General features: G+C 72.8%; 21 protein-coding genes. 11 read left to right on the top strand and 10 right to left on the bottom strand.

Translation table 11 applies throughout. The annotated features are described in order from the left end of the window. Positions 1 to 164: 164 nt before the first annotated feature. Complete coding sequence (locus DEJ28_RS10780) at positions 165 to 1,496, bottom strand: bifunctional o-acetylhomoserine/o-acetylserine sulfhydrylase (protein WP_111117384.1); 1,332 nt, start codon at positions 1,494 to 1,496, stop codon at positions 165 to 167. A 167-nt stretch (positions 1,497 to 1,663) separates the two neighbouring features. Continuing rightward, the gene (locus DEJ28_RS10775) at positions 1,664 to 2,755 is read right to left on the bottom strand and encodes an acyltransferase family protein (RefSeq protein ID WP_111117383.1); all 1,092 of its coding nucleotides are present in this window, start codon (positions 2,753 to 2,755) and stop codon (positions 1,664 to 1,666) included. Positions 2,756 to 2,867: 112 nt separating this feature from the next. Between DEJ28_RS10775 and DEJ28_RS10770 the strand changes: the two genes are divergently transcribed. From DEJ28_RS10770 to DEJ28_RS10750, 5 genes are all read left to right on the top strand, one after another. Continuing rightward, complete coding sequence (locus DEJ28_RS10770) at positions 2,868 to 3,644, top strand: SDR family oxidoreductase (protein WP_111117382.1); 777 nt, start codon at positions 2,868 to 2,870, stop codon at positions 3,642 to 3,644. A 90-nt stretch (positions 3,645 to 3,734) separates the two neighbouring features. Next, a complete protein-coding gene (locus DEJ28_RS10765) occupies positions 3,735 to 4,268 on the top strand; it encodes a phosphoribosyltransferase (RefSeq protein WP_175477478.1) in 534 nt (177 codons plus the stop codon). Then, on the top strand, positions 4,265 to 5,008 hold the full coding sequence (locus DEJ28_RS10760) for a Type 1 glutamine amidotransferase-like domain-containing protein (RefSeq protein ID WP_111117407.1): 744 nt from the start codon (positions 4,265 to 4,267) through the stop codon (positions 5,006 to 5,008). Before DEJ28_RS10765 ends, DEJ28_RS10760 begins: the two co-directional genes overlap by 4 nt. Before the next feature lie 11 nt (positions 5,009 to 5,019). Continuing rightward, entirely contained in the window at positions 5,020 to 5,724 is a 705-nt protein-coding gene (locus DEJ28_RS10755) for a uracil-DNA glycosylase (RefSeq protein ID WP_111117381.1), read from the top strand. Between the two features lie 9 nt (positions 5,725 to 5,733). Then, positions 5,734 to 6,342, top strand: coding sequence for a GNAT family N-acetyltransferase (locus DEJ28_RS10750; protein WP_181433874.1), 609 nt, complete (start codon positions 5,734 to 5,736; stop codon positions 6,340 to 6,342). Positions 6,343 to 6,724: 382 nt separating this feature from the next. On the opposite strand, the gene DEJ28_RS10745 is transcribed toward DEJ28_RS10750, so the two are convergent. Beyond that, positions 6,725 to 7,513, bottom strand: a complete 789-nt coding sequence (locus DEJ28_RS10745) for a FadR/GntR family transcriptional regulator (protein WP_111117380.1) — start codon at positions 7,511 to 7,513, stop codon at positions 6,725 to 6,727. Positions 7,514 to 7,718: 205 nt separating this feature from the next. On the opposite strand from DEJ28_RS10745, the gene DEJ28_RS10740 reads away from it, so the two are divergent. The 3 genes from DEJ28_RS10740 to DEJ28_RS10730 are packed head-to-tail and all read left to right on the top strand — an operon-like array spanning position 7,719 to position 11,113. Then, the gene (locus tag DEJ28_RS10740) at positions 7,719 to 9,275 is read left to right on the top strand and encodes a GntP family permease (RefSeq protein WP_258368284.1); all 1,557 of its coding nucleotides are present in this window, start codon (positions 7,719 to 7,721) and stop codon (positions 9,273 to 9,275) included. After that, positions 9,272 to 9,805 (top strand): gluconokinase, encoded by a 534-nt coding sequence (locus tag DEJ28_RS10735; protein WP_502866927.1) that lies wholly within the window; start codon positions 9,272 to 9,274, stop codon positions 9,803 to 9,805. Before DEJ28_RS10740 ends, DEJ28_RS10735 begins: the two co-directional genes overlap by 4 nt. A gap of 27 nt (positions 9,806 to 9,832) precedes the next feature. Beyond that, positions 9,833 to 11,113, top strand: coding sequence for a cytochrome P450 (locus DEJ28_RS10730; RefSeq protein ID WP_111117379.1), 1,281 nt, complete (start codon positions 9,833 to 9,835; stop codon positions 11,111 to 11,113). Between the two features lie 24 nt (positions 11,114 to 11,137). Here DEJ28_RS10730 and DEJ28_RS10725 read toward each other — a convergent pair whose 3' ends face one another. The 3 genes from DEJ28_RS10725 to DEJ28_RS10715 are packed head-to-tail and all read right to left on the bottom strand — an operon-like array spanning position 11,138 to position 14,108. Beyond that, the gene (locus DEJ28_RS10725; protein ID WP_111117378.1) at positions 11,138 to 12,049 is read right to left on the bottom strand and encodes a L,D-transpeptidase; all 912 of its coding nucleotides are present in this window, start codon (positions 12,047 to 12,049) and stop codon (positions 11,138 to 11,140) included. Positions 12,050 to 12,083: 34 nt separating this feature from the next. Then, complete coding sequence (locus DEJ28_RS10720; RefSeq protein ID WP_111117377.1) at positions 12,084 to 13,748, bottom strand: ABC-F family ATP-binding cassette domain-containing protein; 1,665 nt, start codon at positions 13,746 to 13,748, stop codon at positions 12,084 to 12,086. 57 nt (positions 13,749 to 13,805) lie between these two features. Further along, positions 13,806 to 14,108, bottom strand: a complete 303-nt coding sequence (locus DEJ28_RS10715) for a putative quinol monooxygenase (RefSeq protein ID WP_111117376.1) — start codon at positions 14,106 to 14,108, stop codon at positions 13,806 to 13,808. Positions 14,109 to 14,194: 86 nt separating this feature from the next. Between DEJ28_RS10715 and DEJ28_RS10710 the strand changes: the two genes are divergently transcribed. Continuing rightward, positions 14,195 to 14,611 (top strand): HIT family protein, encoded by a 417-nt coding sequence (locus tag DEJ28_RS10710; protein WP_111117375.1) that lies wholly within the window; start codon positions 14,195 to 14,197, stop codon positions 14,609 to 14,611. A 12-nt stretch (positions 14,612 to 14,623) separates the two neighbouring features. On the opposite strand, the gene DEJ28_RS10705 is transcribed toward DEJ28_RS10710, so the two are convergent. From DEJ28_RS10705 to DEJ28_RS10690, 4 genes are read right to left on the bottom strand one after another with little or no spacing between them, the layout of a single operon-like run. Continuing rightward, complete coding sequence (locus DEJ28_RS10705; RefSeq protein WP_111117374.1) at positions 14,624 to 15,508, bottom strand: 5-oxoprolinase subunit C family protein; 885 nt, start codon at positions 15,506 to 15,508, stop codon at positions 14,624 to 14,626. After that, entirely contained in the window at positions 15,505 to 16,134 is a 630-nt protein-coding gene (locus DEJ28_RS10700; protein WP_284180740.1) for a 5-oxoprolinase subunit B family protein, read from the bottom strand. The genes DEJ28_RS10705 and DEJ28_RS10700 overlap by 4 nt, the downstream gene beginning before the upstream one ends. Beyond that, on the bottom strand, positions 16,131 to 16,955 hold the full coding sequence (locus DEJ28_RS10695; protein ID WP_111117372.1) for a LamB/YcsF family protein: 825 nt from the start codon (positions 16,953 to 16,955) through the stop codon (positions 16,131 to 16,133). The genes DEJ28_RS10700 and DEJ28_RS10695 overlap by 4 nt, the downstream gene beginning before the upstream one ends. 58 nt (positions 16,956 to 17,013) lie before the next feature. Then, on the bottom strand, positions 17,014 to 17,928 hold the full coding sequence (locus DEJ28_RS10690; protein WP_181433873.1) for a universal stress protein: 915 nt from the start codon (positions 17,926 to 17,928) through the stop codon (positions 17,014 to 17,016). Between the two features lie 195 nt (positions 17,929 to 18,123). On the opposite strand from DEJ28_RS10690, the gene DEJ28_RS10685 reads away from it, so the two are divergent. Both DEJ28_RS10685 and DEJ28_RS10680 read left to right on the top strand, forming a co-directional pair. Continuing rightward, the gene (locus DEJ28_RS10685; RefSeq protein WP_111117370.1) at positions 18,124 to 18,435 is read left to right on the top strand and encodes a hypothetical protein; all 312 of its coding nucleotides are present in this window, start codon (positions 18,124 to 18,126) and stop codon (positions 18,433 to 18,435) included. A 16-nt stretch (positions 18,436 to 18,451) separates the two neighbouring features. Then, positions 18,452 to 18,757: an EthD family reductase gene (locus DEJ28_RS10680; protein WP_111117369.1), complete on the top strand. Its 306-nt coding sequence runs from the start codon at positions 18,452 to 18,454 to the stop codon at positions 18,755 to 18,757. Positions 18,758 to 18,835: the final 78 nt, after the last annotated feature.

Below are 18,835 nucleotides of genomic sequence, written 5' to 3'. Positions count from 1 at the left end.
CTCGGCGCGTCGTCGGCTCCAGGGCACGTGGTCGGGTCGGTCGGCTGGCTCCGCTCGCAACACGCAACGTCGGCGACTGCTCGCAGCGGGATACCTCTGCGGGCATCCGCCGACGTTGCGTTTTGCGGGCCGAGGCCGGGGGCCGGGCCGGGCGGAGCGGTGCCCTACGCCCGGAGACCCGCCTGGGCGACCGCACGGGCCGCGGCGAGCCCGGCCTCGAGGTCGGCCTTGAGGTCCTCGATGTTCTCGATCCCGACCGACAGCCGCACGAGCCCCGGCGTCACACCGGTGGTCAGCTGCTGCTCGGGCGTGAGCTGCGAGTGCGTGGTCGACGCCGGGTGGATCACCAGCGAGCGCACGTCACCGATGTTCGCCAGGTGCGAGAAGAGCTGCAGGTTGTCGACGAACGCCTTGCCCGCGGGCACGCCGCCCTTGAGCTCGAACGACAGCACCGCGCCGACGCCCTTCGGCGCGTACTTGTTCGCCGCCGCGTACCAGGGCGAGGTCGGCAGGCCCGCGTAGGACACCGACGCCACGTCCGGGTGACGGTCGAGCCACTCGGCGATCTCCTGCGCGTTCGACACGTGCCGCTCGATGCGGAGCGACAGCGTCTCGATGCCCTGCAGCAGCGCGAAGGCCGTGTCGGGGGAGTTCGAGGCACCGAGGTCGCGGAGCAGCTGCACGCGCGCCTTGATGATGTACGCCAGCTCGTTGCCGACGGCCTGCGCGAACACGGCGCCGTGGTACGAGGGGTCGGGCGTGTTGAACTCCGGGAAGCGCTCGGCGTGCTCGGACCAGGCGAACTTCCCGCCGTCGACGATGAGGCCGCCGATCACGGTGCCGTGACCGCCGAGGAACTTCGTCGCCGAGTGCACGACGATGTCCGCGCCGTGCTCGAGCGGACGGATGAGGTACGGCGTCGCGATGGTGTTGTCGACGATGAGCGGCACGCCGGCCTCGTGCGCGATGTCGGAGACGGTCGCGATGTCGAGGACGTTGATCCGCGGGTTGCCGATGGTCTCCGCGAAGAACAGCTTCGTGTTCGGGCGGACCGCGCGGCGCCACTCCTCGGCGTCGTCCTGGTCCTCGACGAAGGTGGTCTCGATGCCGAGCTTCGCGAGCGTGTACTTGAAGAGGTTGTACGTGCCGCCGTAGATCGACGACGAGGACACGATGTGGTCGCCCGCGCCGGCGATGTTGAGGACCGCGTAGGTCTCCGCCGCCTGGCCGCTGGCGACGAGGAGAGCTCCGGTGCCGCCCTCGAGCGCCGCGACGCGCTGCTCGACCACGTCGTTGGTGGGGTTCATGATGCGCGAGTAGATGTTGCCCGGCTGCGCCAGGGCGAACAGGTCACGCGCGTGGTCCGAGTTCTCGAAGACGTACGAGGTCGTCTTGTAGATCGGGGTCGCGCGGGCACCCGTGGTCGGGTCCGGCTGCGCGCCGGCGTGGACCTGCGTGGTCTCGAACCGCCATGCGGCGGCGTCGTTCGTGCTCATGTCGTGCTCCTGTCGGTGCGGTCGGTCGTCGGGTCGCCGTGCGCCGGCCTGGAGGAACGGCGCGCCTTCGCGTCACCGTCACCGTACGCAGGTGGCGGGCCGGGTACCAGCGCACCCGCCTCGGGACGTAACGCGCGCGCCCGACGCGAGCCGCGCCTCCAGGCCCGCTACGCCGGATCGCGGCGGAACAGCCAGTCGACCTTCGGCTCGAGCAACCAGCGCATCCCACGCCGGACGAACGGCTGCGCGAGGAACAGCACCACCGCGCAGGCGAACCCGACCATGAGCAGGACGTAGGGCCATGCCGAGTGCGGACCCGCGAGGATGCCGGACTCGCGGACCGGGTACAGCAGGAACGTGTGCAGCAGGTAGACGTACATCGTCGCGGCGCCGAACTGGGTGATCCAGACGTTCCGGCGCGGGACGAGCAGCAGGAACGACGCCGTCAGCAGCGATGCCAGGAGCATCAGGCCGAAGCGCACGGCTCCCGCCCACCAGGCGTCCTCGCCGAGGCCCGAGTACGAGTCGTCGTAGAAGAACCAGTGGTGGAGGTCGAACTCCTTGAACTGCGGGATCCAGATCGCACACGCCACCGCCCACGCCGCGAACACCACCCCGGCCGCGATACGGACCCGCACCACGATCCGTCGCGGTGCGTCGTACCACCGGTCGAACAGGCCCCACTGCTTCACCTGCCAGCCGAGCAGGAAGAACGGCAGCAGGCTGATCGCCCGGGACAGCGACAGGGTCGAGTCGACGTTGTCGAAGTAGCCGACGCCGATGCTGAACACGACCGCCCAGAACAACGGCCACCGCAGCTGTGCGAGGTACGGGAGGATCAGCTTGAAGATCCCGAGGGCGAGCAGGAACCAGAGCGTCCACGTCGGTTGGGTCGGGTTGAACTTCTTCCCACCCTCGACGAGGGCCTGCACCACGGTCCAGATCGTCTGCATGATGATGTACGGCACGACGATGTCGGTGATCGTGCGGCGCATCCGCTTCGCGGTCGGGGTGTCGGCGGACGAGAAGTACCCGCTGATCACGCCGAACGCCGGCATGTGGAACGCGTAGATGAACGTGTACAGCGCGAGCGCGTGCTCGCTCGCCGTGGTCTGTCGCTGGATCGCGTGTCCGATGACCACGAGTGTGACCGCGAGGAACCGCGCCGTGTCCCACATCGGGATACGACGCTTCGCACGACCCGGTTCGAGCTCGGTGGCGGGCGCCGAGGGCGCTGGAGGGGCGGCATCCGTCGTCATCCCCGGTCACGTTACCGGATCGTGACCTCGGGGGATCGGTACGGTGGGGTCGGCGGGCAGTCGGCCGCCGATCAACGTTCACCTCGTTCTCGTCTCCTGGAGGCATCACCACATGGCATCTCGTCGCGCAGTCGTCACCGGAGCGAGCTCGGGCATCGGGGCGGCGACCGTCCGGCTGTTCCGCTCCCGGGGCTGGGACGTCCTCGCCGTGGCCCGTCGTGCGGCGAAGCTCGAGGCGCTCGCCGCCGAGACCGGAGCCGACGTCCTCGTGGCCGACATCACCGACGGGGACGACGTCGCGGCGCTCGCCGCGCGGGTCGCGGAACTCGGCGGAGTGGACGTCCTGGTGAACAACGCCGGCGGCGCCTTCGGCTCGGCATCGGTCGAGGCGTCCGACGTCGACGACTGGCGCGCCATGTTCGAGGTGAACGTCATCGGCACGAAGCGGGTCATCGCCGCCCTCCTCCCGCAGCTGCGTCGTCGCGGGGCGATCGCCGGGAACGCCGACATCGTGACCGTCACGAGCACGGCCGGGCACGTGGCGTACGAGAACGGCGGCGGGTACAACGCCGCGAAGTTCGCCGAACACGCCATCGTCGCCGCGCTCCGGCTCGAGCTGAACGGCGAACCGCTCCGGGTCGTCGAGGTCGCCCCGGGCCTGGTGAAGACCGACGAGTTCGCGCTGACCCGGTTCCGCGGCGACGCCGAGAAGGCCGCCGCCGTGTACGACGACGTGCCGGAGCCGCTCGTGGCCGAGGACGTCGCCGAGGCCATCGTCCACTCGGTCGAGCTGCCGGCGCACGTGAACACCGACCTCGTGACGATCCGGCCGGTGGCGCAGTCGGCGCAGCACAAGCTCGCGCGCGGCACGCTCACGCCCCGCGTCTGAGCCGGTGCGGAGGCGCCCGAGTCGGCGCGCACGCGCCCGGGGGGTCCGCGCGGGTCGCGGGCGTGGGCTCCGTGCCGGTACCGTGGTCGGATGCCGATCAGCAGCGACTCCGGGTCACCCGCCCAGGCTCCCTCGACCGTGACCGTGACGAGCGGGCCCGAGGTGCTCGGATGGCTCGAGTTCGGTGACGCGGCCCGCCTGCTCGCCAAGGACGTGCTGTCCTCCGGCTTCGAGCCCGAGGTCGTCGTCGCCGTGGCCCGCGGCGGCCTGATCATCGCCGGCGCGGTCGCCTACGCGCTCGGCACCAAGGAGTGCGGCTCGATCAACGTCGAGTTCTACACCGACGTCGAGCAGCGCCTCGACGAGCCCGTGATCCTGTCGCCCGCGCTCGACGCGCCGAGCCTCGCCGGCAAGCGCGTGCTCATCGTCGACGACGTGTCCGACTCCGGCCGCACCCTCCGCCTGGTCGTCGACATCGTGCGGAACGCCGGCGCCGACGTCCGCAGTGCCTGCCTGTACTCGAAGCCCGGCACCGTGCTCGAGCCCGACCACGTGTGGCGCCGTGTCGACGGGTGGATCACCTTCCCGTGGAGCGCCCTCGCACCGGTGACGGCCGAGTCGTGAGCATCCACCTCGTCGGCGGCGGACCCTTCGCCGCCTCGGACGCCGCCGCGCCGTTCCTCGCCGAGGCCACCGCACGCTCCGCTGCCGTCGGCCGGACCGTGCCGCGGATCGCCCTGCTCTCCGTTGCCGGAGCCGCCGGGGTCGCCGGAGCCGCCGGAGTCGCCAGCAGCCCCGAGTCCACCGCGGACATCGCCGAGGTCCTCGGCGGCGCCCGCCAGGCCGAGGTCGTCGTGACGGAGATCGCCCCGGGCGAGGTCTTCAGCACCACCGTCCTCAGCGACGTCGACGCCCTGGTCGTCGGCGGCGGGGTCACCCCGCACTACCTCGACGGCGTCGCCCCGCTCGTCGACCAGATCCGTCTGCTCGTCGCCGACGGCCTGCCGTACCTCGGCTACTCGGCCGGCGCGATGATCGCCGCCGACCGGGCACTGGTCGGCGGTTGGCGCATCGGCGGCGTCGAGATCTGCCCCGAGGAGGCGTCCGAGGGGCTGGACGAGGTCGAGCTCCGCGAGGGACTCGGCCTGGTCGACCTGACCATCGACGTGCACGCCGTCCAGGCCGGCACGCTCGCCCGGCTCATCGCGAGCGCCGAGGCCGAGTTCGTGACCGCGGGCCTGGCGATCGACGAGGACACCACGCTCGTCGTCGGCGAGGGTGCGCTCGAGGTCCGTGGGACCGGCAGCGTCTGGCGTGTCGTCGCCGGCGAGGAGTCGGTCTCCGTCGCCACCATGGGCGCGTAGGCACCGACCCCGTGCAGCCGCACCCGCTCGCCGACCTGGTCGACCCGGGCTGGGCCCGCGCGCTCGCCCCGGTCGAGGACGACGTCCACCGGATGGGCGCGTGGCTGCGCGACGAGGTGGCCGCCGGCCGGCCCTACCTCCCCGCGGGGGACCACGTGCTCCGCGCCTTCGCCGACCCGTTCGACGCCGTGAAGGTGCTCGTCGTCGGGCAGGACCCGTACCCGACGCCGGGGCACCCGATCGGCCTGTCCTTCGCCGTCGACCCGCACGTGCGTCCGGTGCCCCGCAGCCTGGCGAACATCTACCGCGAGCTCGAGGCGGACCTCGGCGTGACCCCGCCCGCGCACGGGGACCTCCGTCGGTGGTCGTCGCAGGGCGTCCTGCTGCTCAACCGGGTCCTCACCGTGCGCTCCGGCGACGCGGGGAGTCACCGTGGCAAGGGGTGGGAAGCCGTCACCGACCAGGCCGTCCGGGCACTCGTCGCACGGGGGACCCCGCTCGTCGCGGTGCTCTGGGGCGCGCAGGCCGGATCGGTCCGGCCACTCCTCGGTGACACCGCGGTGGTGGCTTCGGCGCACCCGAGCCCGCTCAGCGCCTCGCGCGGGTTCTTCGGCAGTCGCCCGTTCTCGCAGGTGAACGAGCTGCTCGTCGCCCAGGGCGCGGACCCCGTGAACTGGGCACTCCCCGACGGACCCGAGCGTCCCTCGGCGGCATAGGCTCGGTCCGTGCTCGAGGAGGAATACCAGCGACGGCGCGTGCTGCCGCGACACCTGCGCGCTCCGGTGCCGTCCGAGGCCGCGTTCACGTACACGATCCGTGCGGCCGAGCCCTCGGATCTGCCCGACATCCGTGAGATCCACACGCACTACGTCCGGAACTCGTCGGTGACCTTCGACCCGTCGGCGTTCACCTTCGCCGCGTGGAAGCGCCGCTACGACGACATCCGGAAGCGGAAGCTGCCGTTCCTCGTGGCGGTGAACCCGGCCGGTCAGGTGCTCGGGTACGCCCTCGTCGACGCGTGGAACCCCCGGGACCGGTCGAACCGCGTCGTCGAGGACTCGATCTACCTCGGCGCTGCCTCGGGTGGCAAGGGCCTCGGTCGTGCGCTCATGGAGGCGCTCATCGACGAGTGCCGCTCGGCCGGCGTCCGCGAGGTCGTCGCCGTCATCGCCGACCGCCAGGCCGAGGCGTCGATCCGCCTGCACGCGCGGCTCGGCTTCGAGGAGGTCGGTCGCATGGGCAAGGTCGGCTACAAGTACGACCGCTGGCTCGGCACGGTCACGATGCGGCTGCGGTTGCGCGGCCCCCGCCTCTTCGCCCGCACCCGCGCGTAGCGTGCCGTTCCGCTCGTAGGCGGCCGTTCCGCGCGTAGGGTGCTGTTTCGCTCGTAGGAGGCAGGTTTTTCCGACCCCCTACGCGCGTTTCCGCTTCCTACGTCGGGTGCGATGGGCAGGAACGCACCCCACTGCAGGCCTGGAGGCGCGTGGCGGCCCCGCACCGCGCCTCCAGGCCGTCACCCGGTCACCGCCCACCCGCGTGGGCCGTTCCGCTCGTAGGGTGCTGTTCCGCGCATAGGAGACAGGTTTTTCCGGCCTCCTATGCGCGATTCTGCATCCCATGTCGGGCGTGATGGGCAGGAACGCGCAGGACGGGGCGGCAACCGCGGCACACCGGGGCGCCGACCCGGGGCGCGGCACACCGGGCGCGAGCCGGACGTCAGTCGGCGGGGGCCTCGGCGATGAACTCGTCCCGGGTGACGCGCACGAGCTCGGTCGTCGCTGCCGAGGCGGCGGCGACGTCGCCGGCGACGAGGGCCTCCGCGGCGGCGAGGTGCCGGGCCGCGGCGTCGTGCGTCCACCGGGTGATGGTGTCGCGCGACTCGGAGGTCCGGGTGCGCAGCAGCGCCTCGACGGTGCCCGCGAAGTGGGTGAACACCGCGTTGCCGGACGCGGTCAGGAGTGCGCGGTGGAAGCGGACGTCGGCCTCGAGGTAGGCGCGACTGTTCTCCTCCGTGCTGGCGTCGAGCATGTCCCGCGCGGCGTCGAGGACCGCGTGCGCTCCCGGGGTGCCGGAGGCCAGGGCTGCAGCGACCGGTTCGACCCCGAGCCGCAGCTCGAGCAGTTCGCGCTGCTGGACGAAGTACGAAGGCGACGCGCCCCGCCACCGGATGACCGTCGGCGCGAGCAACTCCCACGACCCGGTGCCGAGCACCTGCGTGCCGACGCGCTGCCGGGGTTCGACGAGGCCGAGTGACTGGAGGACGCGGAGGGCCTCGCGGACGACCGACCGCGACACGCCGAACTCGTCCGCGACCAGTTCAGGACGGAGGACCGACCCCGGTGCGATGGCTCCGTCGACGATGCGTTGCCCCAGCGCGTCGAGCACGTGGCCGTGCAGCCCACGACCGTGCGCGCGACCCAGTGCACGACCCAGCCCGCGGTCGTGCTGCCCGCGGTCGTGCGGTACCCGGTCGGGTGCCCCGTTCTCGCGCGGCTCGGGCGCCATCGTTCCTCCATGCAGTACGGCACGCGCGGTGGGCGTGACGTCGGGTCCATCGAATCGGCAGACTGCCTCCGAGGGCGGATGCCGCGCGGCGGATCGTCGTATAGTCTGATTAATCAGATTATTGACGGTCGGTGCGCGCAGCGCCAGACCGTCTCGACACGAAGGCGACGGAGCCGCGCGGCAGCGGCTCCAGGAAGGGGCACCGATGCCTCACGCGCTCCACTCCGACCTCGGGACTGCGTCGGGCGGTGCCCACGCGGTGACGTTCCTCGCGGCCGACGGCGGCGGCACCCAGACGGTCGACCCGTCCGGCCCCGTGGCCCAGCTCATCATCGCGGCGCTCATCGGCATCGTCGTGATCATCGTGCTCATCACGTGGCTCAAGGTGCACCCGTTCATCGCGCTGACGATCGGCGCGCTCGGCGTCGGCATCGGCGCCGGTCTCGCGCCCGACGCCTCGGTCACGAGCTTCGGCAACGGGTTCGGCGCGACGATGACGAGCGTCGGCATCCTGGTCGGTCTCGGCTCGATGTTCGGCAAGATGCTCGTCGACTCCGGGGCGGCCGACCGGGTGGTGGACACGCTCGTGCGGAAGTCGTCGAAGGCGGCGCTGCCGTGGACGATGGCGCTCATCGGTGCGCTCATCGGCCTGCCGATGTTCTTCGAGGTCGGCCTGGTGCTCCTCATCCCGATCATCGTCCTCGTCGCGAAGCGCAGCGACGTCCCGATCATGAAGATCGCCGTGCCCGCACTCGTCGGCCTCTCGACGATGCACGCCTTCGTGCCGCCGCACCCCGGTCCGCTCGTCGCGATCTCGACCGTCGGCGCGAACCTCGGCACGACCCTCGCCTTCGGCATCGTGCTCGCGATCCCCGTCATCGTCCTGGCCGGCCCGGTCTTCGCCCGCTTCGCGGCGCGCTGGGTCGACATCCCCGCCCCGGACATGTTCGGGTCGCGTGGCGGCAGCGGCTCCGGTTCCGGGGACCCCGCGCAAGACGGCCGGGAGGCGCGGCGCGGCCCCGCCACGCAGGACACGGCGTCCCTTCCCCACGGCAAGAGCGACTTCACCCGCGTCATCAGCGAACCGCGCAGCCCGTCCTTCACGGTCGCGCTGGTCGGCATCCTGCTGCCCGTCGTGCTCATGCTCGCGCAGGCGATCCGCGAGGCGACCGTGCCCGACGCCTCCGGCGCGTGGGTGAGCCTGCTCGACTTCCTCGGGTCGCCGATGATCGCCATCGGGATCGCCGCCGTCTACGCGATGGTCTTCTTCGCCATCGGCGGTGGGATGGACCGCTCGGCCGTCTCGAAGTCGCTCGAGAGCGCGCTGCCGCCCGTCGCGGGCGTGCTGCTCATCGTCGGTGCCGGCGGTGGCTTCAAGCAGGTGCTCATCGACACCGGGATCGGCGGGGTGATCGCGGACGCCGTGAAGGACTCCGGCATCTCGGTGCTGCTCGTGGCGTGGGTCGTCTCGGCGCTCGTCCGGGTGGCGACCGGTTCGGCCACCGTGGCCACCGTCACCGCGGCCGGCATCATGGCCCCGATCGCGCACGACCTGTCGTCGCCGATGACCTCGCTGCTCGTCCTGGCGATCGGCGCGGGGTCGGTGTTCCTGTCGCACGTGAACGACGCCGGGTTCTGGCTCGTGAAGGGGTACCTCAACACGACGGTCGGGCAGACGTTCAAGACCTGGACGGTGCTCGAGTGCCTCATCTCGGTGCTCGGTCTGCTCGGGGTGCTGCTCGCGGGGGTGTTCATCCATTGAGCGGCGACGACCAGCTCGACGCCCGCGTCCTCGTCGTGATGGGCGTCTCCGGATCGGGGAAGTCCACGGTGGCCGCGATGGTCGCCGAGCAGCTCGGATGGGACTTCGCCGAGGGCGACGCCATGCACCCCCAGGTGAACGTCGACAAGATGCACGCGGGCACGCCGCTGACCGACGAGGACCGCTGGCCCTGGCTCGACGTCATCGCGGCGTGGATCCGAGACCACCTCGACGGCGGGACCCCCGGGGTCGTGACGTGCTCGGCACTCAAGCGGTCCTACCGTGACGTGCTGCGGGCGCCCGGCGTGGTGTTCGTCCACGTCGCCGGCGACGGCACCCTGATCGAGGACCGGATGACGCAGCGCTCCGGCCACTTCATGCCCACGTCGCTGCTCGCATCGCAGCTCGCCACGCTCGAGCCGCCGCAGCCGGACGAAGCACACGTCACGATCGCAGCCGACCGCACCCCGCAAGAGGAGAGCGCCGAGGTCCTCGAACGTCTCGCGCTGCAGCCCATCCCGAGAGGCTGATCGGGCGGTCACCGGCAGCATGGCCGCATGGCGATCGACGACTCCCTCTCGCTCCTGATCCGCGGCTACGGGTTCGGCGCCCACCTGTGGCGTCGAACCCGGCCCGGGGCGCGCGCGGTGCCGTTCCGGCTGCTCGGCAAGCCGGCGCTCCTCGTGCGCGGCGCGCCCGGTGTGGAGTTGTTCTACGACGGCGCCCGCACGGCCAGGCACGGCGCCATGCCGGCCATCGTCCAGCGCACCCTGTTCGGCGTCGGGTCGGTGCACTCCCTCGACGGTGACGAGCACCGGCACCGCAAGGCGACCTTCATGGACGTGGCGTACGAGGACGAGCAGGTCCGGCGTCTCACGCCGCTCCTCGCCCAGGAGTGGAGCCGGGAGCTCGACGACTGGATCGGTGGCGGTCGGCGCTCGGCGTACGACGCCGGGGTCGGCGCGATCGGTCGGGCGGTGCAGCGGTGGGCGGGACTTCCCGGCACGCCGGCGGCGAAGACCCGCTGGGCGGCCCGCCTGGCGCAGGTCGTGGACGGGTTCGGCGTGCCGTACTCGCCCGAGTACCTGCTCGCGGTGCGGAACCGGCACTGGTCGGACCGGCACGCGCGGCGGCTCGTCGAGGCGGTCCGGGGCGGACGGCTCACCCCGGAACCGGGCACGGCGTTGCACGAGTGGGCATGGCACCGCGATCGCGACGGCGCATTGCTGCCGCCGAAGACGGCCGGCGTCGAGCTGCAGAACAGCTTCCGGCCCGCGATCGCCGTCGCACGGTTCGTCGCCTTCGCGGCGAAGGAGCTGCACGACCACCCGGAGTGGCGGGGACGCATCGCCGAGGAGACCGTGTCACGCCGCAGCCTGACGGACGGTCCGCTCGCGGTGGCGTTCGCGCAGGAGATCCGCCGTACGGCACCGTTCGTGCCGATGCTGCCCGCGTGGGCGACGACCGATGTCGAGCTCGACGGCGAACACCTGCCCGCCGGCGGTCGGGTGCTCCTCGACATCCTCGGCACGGACACCGACGACCGGTCCTGGAGTGATGCGGACACCTTCGACCCGAGCCGCTTCCTCGGCGTCGACGACTACGAGGCCCTCGCGACGTTCGTGCCGCACGGCGGGGCCGACGCCGCGACGGGACACCGGTGCCCGGGGGAGAAGGTCGCCATCGCTGCCCTGGCCGCGGCCGTGACAGCGCTGAGCGACCCCCGCGTCACGATCCTCGACGAGGGGCTCGAGGTCGATCGACGTCGACTGCCGACGAAGCCCGCGTCGGGCGGACGCGTCCGGTCGTCGAGTGCCGGGCGTTGCCCGTTCCACTGACGGCGACCGCCGGTGGTGGCGGCGTCAGGTGAAGCGGATCGGCGTGCCGACCGGCAGTGCCGCGAGGGTCCGGGTCATCTCCGCTGAGATCCGCACGCAGCCGTGCGAGCTGCCGGTCGGGTCCGGGTAGAAGTGCAGCGCGGTCAGGGCCGCGTTGCCGCCGTACGACGGGATGCGTGCGGAGTGCGCGCCGGTCAGGATGATCGGGTTGCCCTGGGTGTAGGTCACGCGGGTGTCGACGTACGCCGCTTCGACGTAGGTCGCGGTCGCGGTGGGTGTGGGGTCCTCGGGGGTGCCGAGCCTGGCGGCCTCGGTCGCGGTCTGCTCCCCGGCGCGGGTGATGACGGACACGGTGCTGCGGGCGACGTCGACGCGGATCATCCGGTCGGTCGTGGTGATCGTGAAGTCGGCGGCCCGGGCCCAGGCGAAGGTGGCGCTCGGGGCGTCCGGATCCCCGCCGTCGCCCGGCGTGCGGTTCCGGGCAGGCGTCGACAGGAGCAGCATGCCGCCGTCGACGGCGGGCGAGCGTCCCCACACGGCGGTCGCCGCCGGCAGGTCGATCGTCGACACCCGGTTCGAGAGCGTCGCGACGGGACGTGCGCGGGCGGTCGACTCCGCGTACAGGGGGACGAGCGGCTGCCGCGGCGTGGCGATCTGCCAGGTGTCGACTGGTTCCACGGTGGTGCCGTCGAGGAGCGCCGGGACGACGGCGTCGTGGAACGCCAGCGGCAGCGCGGCGAGCGTGGCAGTGGACGGGGCGGCGGGGACGGCGGCGAGTGTCGGTGCGGGTGTCGACGTCACGGTCGGAGTGGGCCGCTCCGCTCGGGTCGGGGCGGCATCCGGTCGGTCCGGCGTCACCCCGACGATCACGGCGGCGGCGACGGCCATCGCCGCCGCGCCTCCGACGGCGGCGGCGATCCAGTGCCTGCGTCGCATCAGCGTCCCCCTCCGTCGATCAGCGTGCGGTCCGTCAGCGTTCCGTGACGCGCCCGGCCTCGACGAGCCACTGCCGGTCGAGCGTGACGGTCTCGAGCATGCGGCGGTCGTGCGTCACGAGCAGGAGCGTGCCGTCGTAGGAGTCGAGCGCCTGCTCGAGCTGCTCGATCGCTGCGAGGTCGAGGTGGTTCGTCGGTTCGTCGAGCACGAGCACGTTCACCCCGCGGGCCTGCAGCAGGGCGAGTCCGGCGCGGGTGCGTTCCCCGGGGGAGAGCGCCCCCGCCGGACGCCCGACGTGGTCCGCCTTGAGCCCGAACTTCGCGAGCAGCGTCCGGACGTCGGCGGTCGTGTACTCGGGCACGATGGCCTCGAACGCGTCGGCGAGGGACTGCTCGCCGGTGAACGCCGCGCGTGCCTGGTCGATCTCGCCGACCGCGACGCTCGACCCGAGTGAGGCCGTGCCGGTCGTCGGGTCCTGCTTGCCGAGCAGCGCCCGGAGCAGCGTGGACTTCCCGGCGCCGTTCGGCCCGGTGATGCCGATCCGGTCGCCGCCGTCGACCTGCAGCGAGACCGGACCGAGCGTGAAGTCGCCCTGCGTGAAGGTGGCGTCGGCGAGGGTCGCGACGACGGCCGACGACCGCGGTGCGCTGCCGATCGTGAACTCGAGCTGCCACTCCTTGCGCGGCTCCTCGACCTCGTCGAGCCGCGCGATCCGGGACTCCATCTGACGGACCTTCTGCGCCTGCTTCTCGCTCGACTCGCTCGCGGCCTTGCGGCGGATCTTGTCGTTGTCCGGTGCCTTCTTCATGGCGTTCCGCACGCCCTGACTCGACCACTCCCGCTGGGTGCGGGCGCGGGAGACGAGGTCCGCCTTGGTCGAGGCGTAGTCGTCGTACGCGTCGCGCTTGTGCTGACGGGCGATCTCGCGCTCCTCGAGGTACGCGTCGTACCCGCCGCCGAACAGTCGGTTGGACGCCTGCGCGAGGTCGAGCTCGAGGACGGCGGTCACCGAGCGCGCCAGGAACTCGCGGTCGTGGCTGACCAGCACGACACCGCCGCGCAGGCCGGTCACGAAGCGCTCGAGCCGGTCGAGGCCGTCGAGGTCGAGGTCGTTCGTCGGCTCGTCCAGCAGGACGATGTCGAACCGGGAGAGCAGCAGCGCGGCGAGGCCGACGCGGGCAGCCTGCCCGCCGGACAACGCGGTCATCAGGGAGTCCGGACCGACGCCGTCGTCGTCCGCCCCGACGACGAGGCCGAGGTCGGCCAGCACGACCGGGATCCGTTCGTCGAGGTCCGCCGCGCCGGAGGCGAGCCAGCGGTCGAGCGCCGTCGAGTACGCGTCGGCCGCGGCGTCGCCCGCGCCGGGCTCACCGAGGGCGGCGGCGGCGGAGTCCATCGTCGCGGTCGCCTCCGCGCAGCCGGTGCGCCGCGCGATGTACGCACCGACCGTCTCACCGTCGATGCGCTCGTGCTCCTGGGGGAGCCACCCGACGAAGGCGTCCGTCGGGGCGAGGGACACCGTTCCGGCGAGGGGCTCGTCGACACCGGCGAGCAGGCGGAGCAGCGTGGACTTGCCCGCACCGTTCACGCCGACGACGCCGATCACGTCACCCGGGGCCACCGTGAGGTCGAGGGAGTCGAACAGCGTGCGAGCGGCGTACCCGCCGGCGAGGCCCTTGGCGACGAGCGTGGCGGTCATCCGGCAATCGTCCCACGGCCGGAGACCGTGCCGGCGCAGGGCACCCGACGGTCCTGATCAGGTCAGCGAGATGGTCCGGTCGAAGGTCCGCTTGACGGGCGGCGACGCGACCACGTCCCGGAGGGCGGACGCGCCCTCCGGTGTCGCACGCCAGGCGACGTAGGCGTCGTGGTCGGCCGAGGTCGTCCAGCGTTCGACGACGACCACGCGAGTGGGGTCGGCGTCGTCGACGATGACCTCGAGGGACTCGTTGCCCGCGAAGGCACCGGTCTGCGCGAGCGTCTCGCGGATCGCGGTCTCGACGGTCTCGGTGGGCAGGTCGCTCCGGAGCTGGAGCTCGAGCAGGACGGTCATCGACATGGTGCACCCTTCGTCATCGGTCTCCGAGCCAACCGCACGACGGGCCCCGGTGTTCCGCACCTGGTCGTGAACGGCAGACTGGTGCGATGGAACCGTGCCCGTTCTGCCGCATCATCGCCGGGGACGCTCCGGCCGCCTGGGTCGAACGCGAGGAGCACGCGGTGGCCTTCGCTCCGCTGCCGGAGTCGCTGCTCGCCCCCGGTCACACCCTCGTCGTGCCGGTGGAGCACGCCGACGACCTCCTGCGTGCCGGTCCGGTCGCCCTCGCCGCGACCTTCGCCCTGGCGCAGCGCGTCGCGCGGGCGATGCGGGGCGCCCTGGGCGCGACCGGCTCGGTGCTGCTGCAGGCCTCGGGCGCGGATGCCGGGCAGAGCGTCCGGCACCTCCATGTGCACGTCGTCCCGTGCTGGCCGGACGACGGCACCGTGCACTGGCCGGAGCCGCCCTCGGCGCACCGCTTCGTGGGGGACCCGTACGCGGCGCTCGCCGAGATGTTCGAGTGACGTGGACGGCCCTCAGCCGACGATGCGGAAGCGGACCGTGTCACCCGGCCGGAGCTGTGCGGCACGGTCCACCGCCGCCGGGGTGAGCACCGCGACGACCGGGTAGCCGCCGGTGACGGGGTGGTCGGCGAGGAACAGCACCGGGTGTCCCTCCGGCGGGACCTGGAGCGACCCGGTCTCGACGCCTTCGCTCGGCAGCTCACGGGTCACGGCGCGGACGAGGGGTTCCGCCGCCGTCGTGCGGACCCCGACGCGGTCGCTGTCCGGCGTCACGTGGTGGTCCTGCCCCGTCAACGTCGCCCGCCAGCCGGGGGCGAACCAGTCGTCGCGCGGACCCGCCGTGACGTCGAGGACGACCGGTTCGCCGGGCAGGGGGCCGAGCGGCGGTGCGACGGCGTCGACGACGGGCCACGCCGACGCGTCGTCGCCCACGGGCAGGGTGTCGCCCACCGACAGGGGAGCGGGACCGAGTCGGGCCAGGGAGTCCCACGACCGGCTGCCGAGCACCGGCTCGACCGCGAGACCACCACGGACGGCGAGGTAGGACCGGAGTCCGCTGGCCGGCAGGCCGAGCCGCAGCACGTCACCCGGGGCGAGCGTCAGCACCTCGTACGGAGCCGCACCGCGCACCCGGCCGTCCGCCGAGGTGACCTCGACGGGACAGGGCGCACCGGTGGTGGCGGTGACCAGGTGCGCGTCGGAGCGGAGCGTGACGGAGCCGAGCAGTGCCTCCAGGACGGCCGCGTCGCGGCGGTTGCCGACCAACCGGTTGGCGAGGGACGCAGCACCGCGGTCGACCGCGCCGGCGGCGCCCAGTCCCATGTCGCTCAGGCCGGGCCGACCGGTGTCCTGGACGCTCGTGCCGGGGCCGACCTGCAGGACGGTGAGGGTCCTCATGCCGGGCCCGTCTCCACGAAGCGGATGCGGGTGCCGGCGGGGGCGAGGGCCGGCGGGTCGCGGTCGAGCGACCACATGGCCACCTCGGTCCGGCCGATGAGCTGCCAGCCGCCCGGGGAGCTCCGCGGGTAGACGGCACTGAACTCGCCGGCGAGGGCGACCGCGCCGCTCGGGACGACTGTGCGGGCGGTCGCCCGGCGGGGCAGGTCGAGTGACGGCGACGAGCCGGTGAGGTAGCTGAAGCCGGGCGCGAACCCGCAGAACGCGCTCGTCCAGACCTGTCCGGTGTGCCACGCGACGAGGGCGGAACGGCTCATGCCGGTGAGCGCGGCGACGGCGTCGAGGTCCTCGCCGTCGTACGTCACGGGGACGACGAGCGGGGCGGGGTCCGCGCCGGACGGGTCGTCGTGGACCGGTGTGACGCGGTCGAGCTCCGGTCGGAGCCGAGCGGCATCGGTGCGGTCCGGGTCGAAGCGCACCAGCAGGGTCCGGGCGCCGGAGACGACCTCGGTGAGGCCCGGGACGGTTGCGGCCCGGAGTCCGGCGTGGAACGCGACGACGTCGGCGAGGCTGCCGAACGTCACGAGCACGGCGGACCGGCCAGCAGGACGGACGTCCAAGGTCACGGCGCAGCCGGCGCAGCAGGCGCAACAGGCGCAACAGGCGCGACAGGCGCGGCCGGCGCGGCCGGCGCGAACGCGGCGATCGTCACGCCCTGTTCCGTCAGCAGCGCCCGGATCGCCTGCGCCATCGCCACCGCGTCGGGGGAGTCCCCGTGCACGCAGACGGAGTCCGCCCGCACCGGCACGTCCGACCCGTCGACCGCCGTCACCACGCCGTCGGTCACCATCCGGAGCACCCGAGCAGCAACGGACGCTGCGTCGTGCAGCACCGCCCCCGGGGTGCTCCGCGAGACGAGCGAGCCGTCCGGTTCGTAGGCGCGGTCCGCGAAGACCTCGGACACCGCGCGGAGGCCGTGGCGCGAGGCGGCGAGCAGCAGTTCGGAGCCGGGCAGGGCGAGGACCGCCAGGGTCGGGTCGACGTCCGCGACCGCGCGGGTCACCGCCTCGGCCTGCACCGGGTCCGAGCACGCCGTGTTGTACAGGGCCCCGTGCGGCTTCACGTACGTCACCGCGGTCCCGGCGACGCGGGCGGTGGCGACGAGGGCGCCGAGCTGGTGCACGACCTCGGCGTAGAGCTCCTCCGGGGTGACGTGCACAGGACGGCGGCCGAAGCCCGCGAGGTCGCGGTACGCCACGTGCGCGCCGACGGCGACGCCCCGCTCGGCCGCGGTGCGGCAGGTGTCGAGCATGATCGTCGGGTCGCCGGCGTGGAAGCCGCAGGCGACGTTCGCGGAGGACACGAGGTCGAGCATCGCTCCGTCGTCGCCCATGCTCCAGGCGCCGAAGCCCTCACCGAGGTCGCTGTTGAGGTCGATCGTCGTCACGCCGCCAACCTACTATCGGGCACCCCGGGCACCCCGGGCACCCCGAGCGACCTGCTCGTCAGGATCGGTGCACCACCACCGGGCAGGCCGCGTGCTGCGCGCACTCCTGGCTGACGGAACCGACCAGCAGCCCCCGGAAACCACCCAGGCCGCGGCTGCCGAGCACGAGGAGCGCGGCGTCACGGCCGGCCTCGAGGAGGACCTCCGCAGGACGGCCCTCGACCAGTTCGGACGTGACCGTCACGTCGTCGTCGATGAGGTCCTCGGCCGCGTCGAGCGCCGAGGACGCGGTGGCGAGGGCGTCCTGCTCCGGGGACCAGTGGTCGAAGGGCGGTTCATCGCGGTTCAGGGCGGCGGGCCACTGCCAGGTCGTGACCGCGCGGACCCGGTGTCCCAGGTGGCGGGCGAGGACGACGGCGAAGCGGAGTGCACGGCCCGATTCCGGCGAGCCGTCCACACCGACGACGATCGCCCCGCCGCTCGCGCCAAGCCCGCCGCTCGCGCCAAGCCCGCCGCTCGCGCCAAGCCCGCCGCTCCCGGACTCCTCGCCACGGTCGACGAGCACCGGGCACGCGGCCTGCTGGACGCACGCAGCGCTGACGGAACCGAGGAGGAGCCCGCGGAACCCGCCGCGGCCACGGCTCCCCACGACGAGCAGTCCGGCGTCGGCCGCGGCGCCCAGCAGGACCTCTGCTGCGCCGCCCTCCACTGTCCGGGCGATCACGTCCAGGTCGGGCGACGCGCGGCGTTCGAGCAACTCGACGGCGTGCTGACGGATCTCCTCGGCGTCGTGGAGCGGCGACCACGTGTTCGCCACGGGGGCCGTGCTCCACGTCAGCGGCCACCGCCACGACGTGAGGATCTCGAGCCGCGCACCGAGCACCTCGGCGAGGGACACCGCACGGTCGAGGGCCGCCGTCGCCTGGTCCGATCCGTCGAACCCGACGACGATCCGTCTGATGTCCTCTGCCATGTCCGTGTCCGTCCTCTCGCCGGGTCCGTCAGCGTGTGCCCACGACCGCACCGGGAACGGCACGTCCACCGACCTTCCCTGAGCGGTCTGCGTGTTGTGCAGCACAGGCCTACACCCGGACCTGCGGGTTGTCCACGACCGATGCGTGCACATGGACGGAGGTCGGGAGTCTCGCCGCACCCGTATCCTGCGGCAGTGGAAGCGACACAACCCTCCGGCACGACGAAGCGCCGCGTGGAACTCCGGATCACCCGCCCGCCGCTGACCTGGTTCGCCCGGCCGACCGTCACGATCGACGGCGTCGGCCACCCGGCACAGTGGGGCATCGGCACGTGGGCGGTCCCGGACGACGGCGGGACCGTCATCGGCGTGTACCTGTACAACCGCGCGTGGCGCTTCGGATCGGCGACCCGGACGGTCACCGCCGAGCACCGCGACGAGCCGTTCGTCTACCGGGCGGGCTGGCTGCCGTTCGGCGGCGGGCGCCTGCACACGAACGACCGCTGAGGCGGACACTGGTCGCATGACGACCAAGATCACCCTCATCATCGACAACCCGGCCGACCCTGCTGCCTTCGAGCAGGCCTACCCGGCGCTCCAGGACGCCGCCGCGCAGCTCCCCGAGCTCCGCCGACTCGAGGCCGGCAAGGTGTGGCCGAAGGAGGACGGCACGCCCACGCCCGCCCACCGGACCCTCGACCTGTACTTCGACTCCTACGACGACGCGTCGGCCGCGGTGGCCGGCGCCGAGGCCGGTGCCCTCTTCGGACAGCTCGGTGCCACCGGCGCGACGTTCACCGGACTGTTCTCCGACGTCGAGCAGGCCTGAGACGCCGACGGGCCCTGACCCGTCCGGTCACGTCCGTCAGGTCAGGGGACCGACCACCTGACGGACTGGAGGCGCGGT

This window comes from Curtobacterium sp. MCPF17_002 (assembly GCF_003234115.2).
In the GTDB taxonomy this organism is placed as follows: Bacteria; Actinomycetota; Actinomycetes; order Actinomycetales; family Microbacteriaceae; genus Curtobacterium.
The sequence above is the reverse complement of the archived record's forward strand: the minus strand, read 5'-3'. Positions and strand labels throughout refer to the sequence as shown.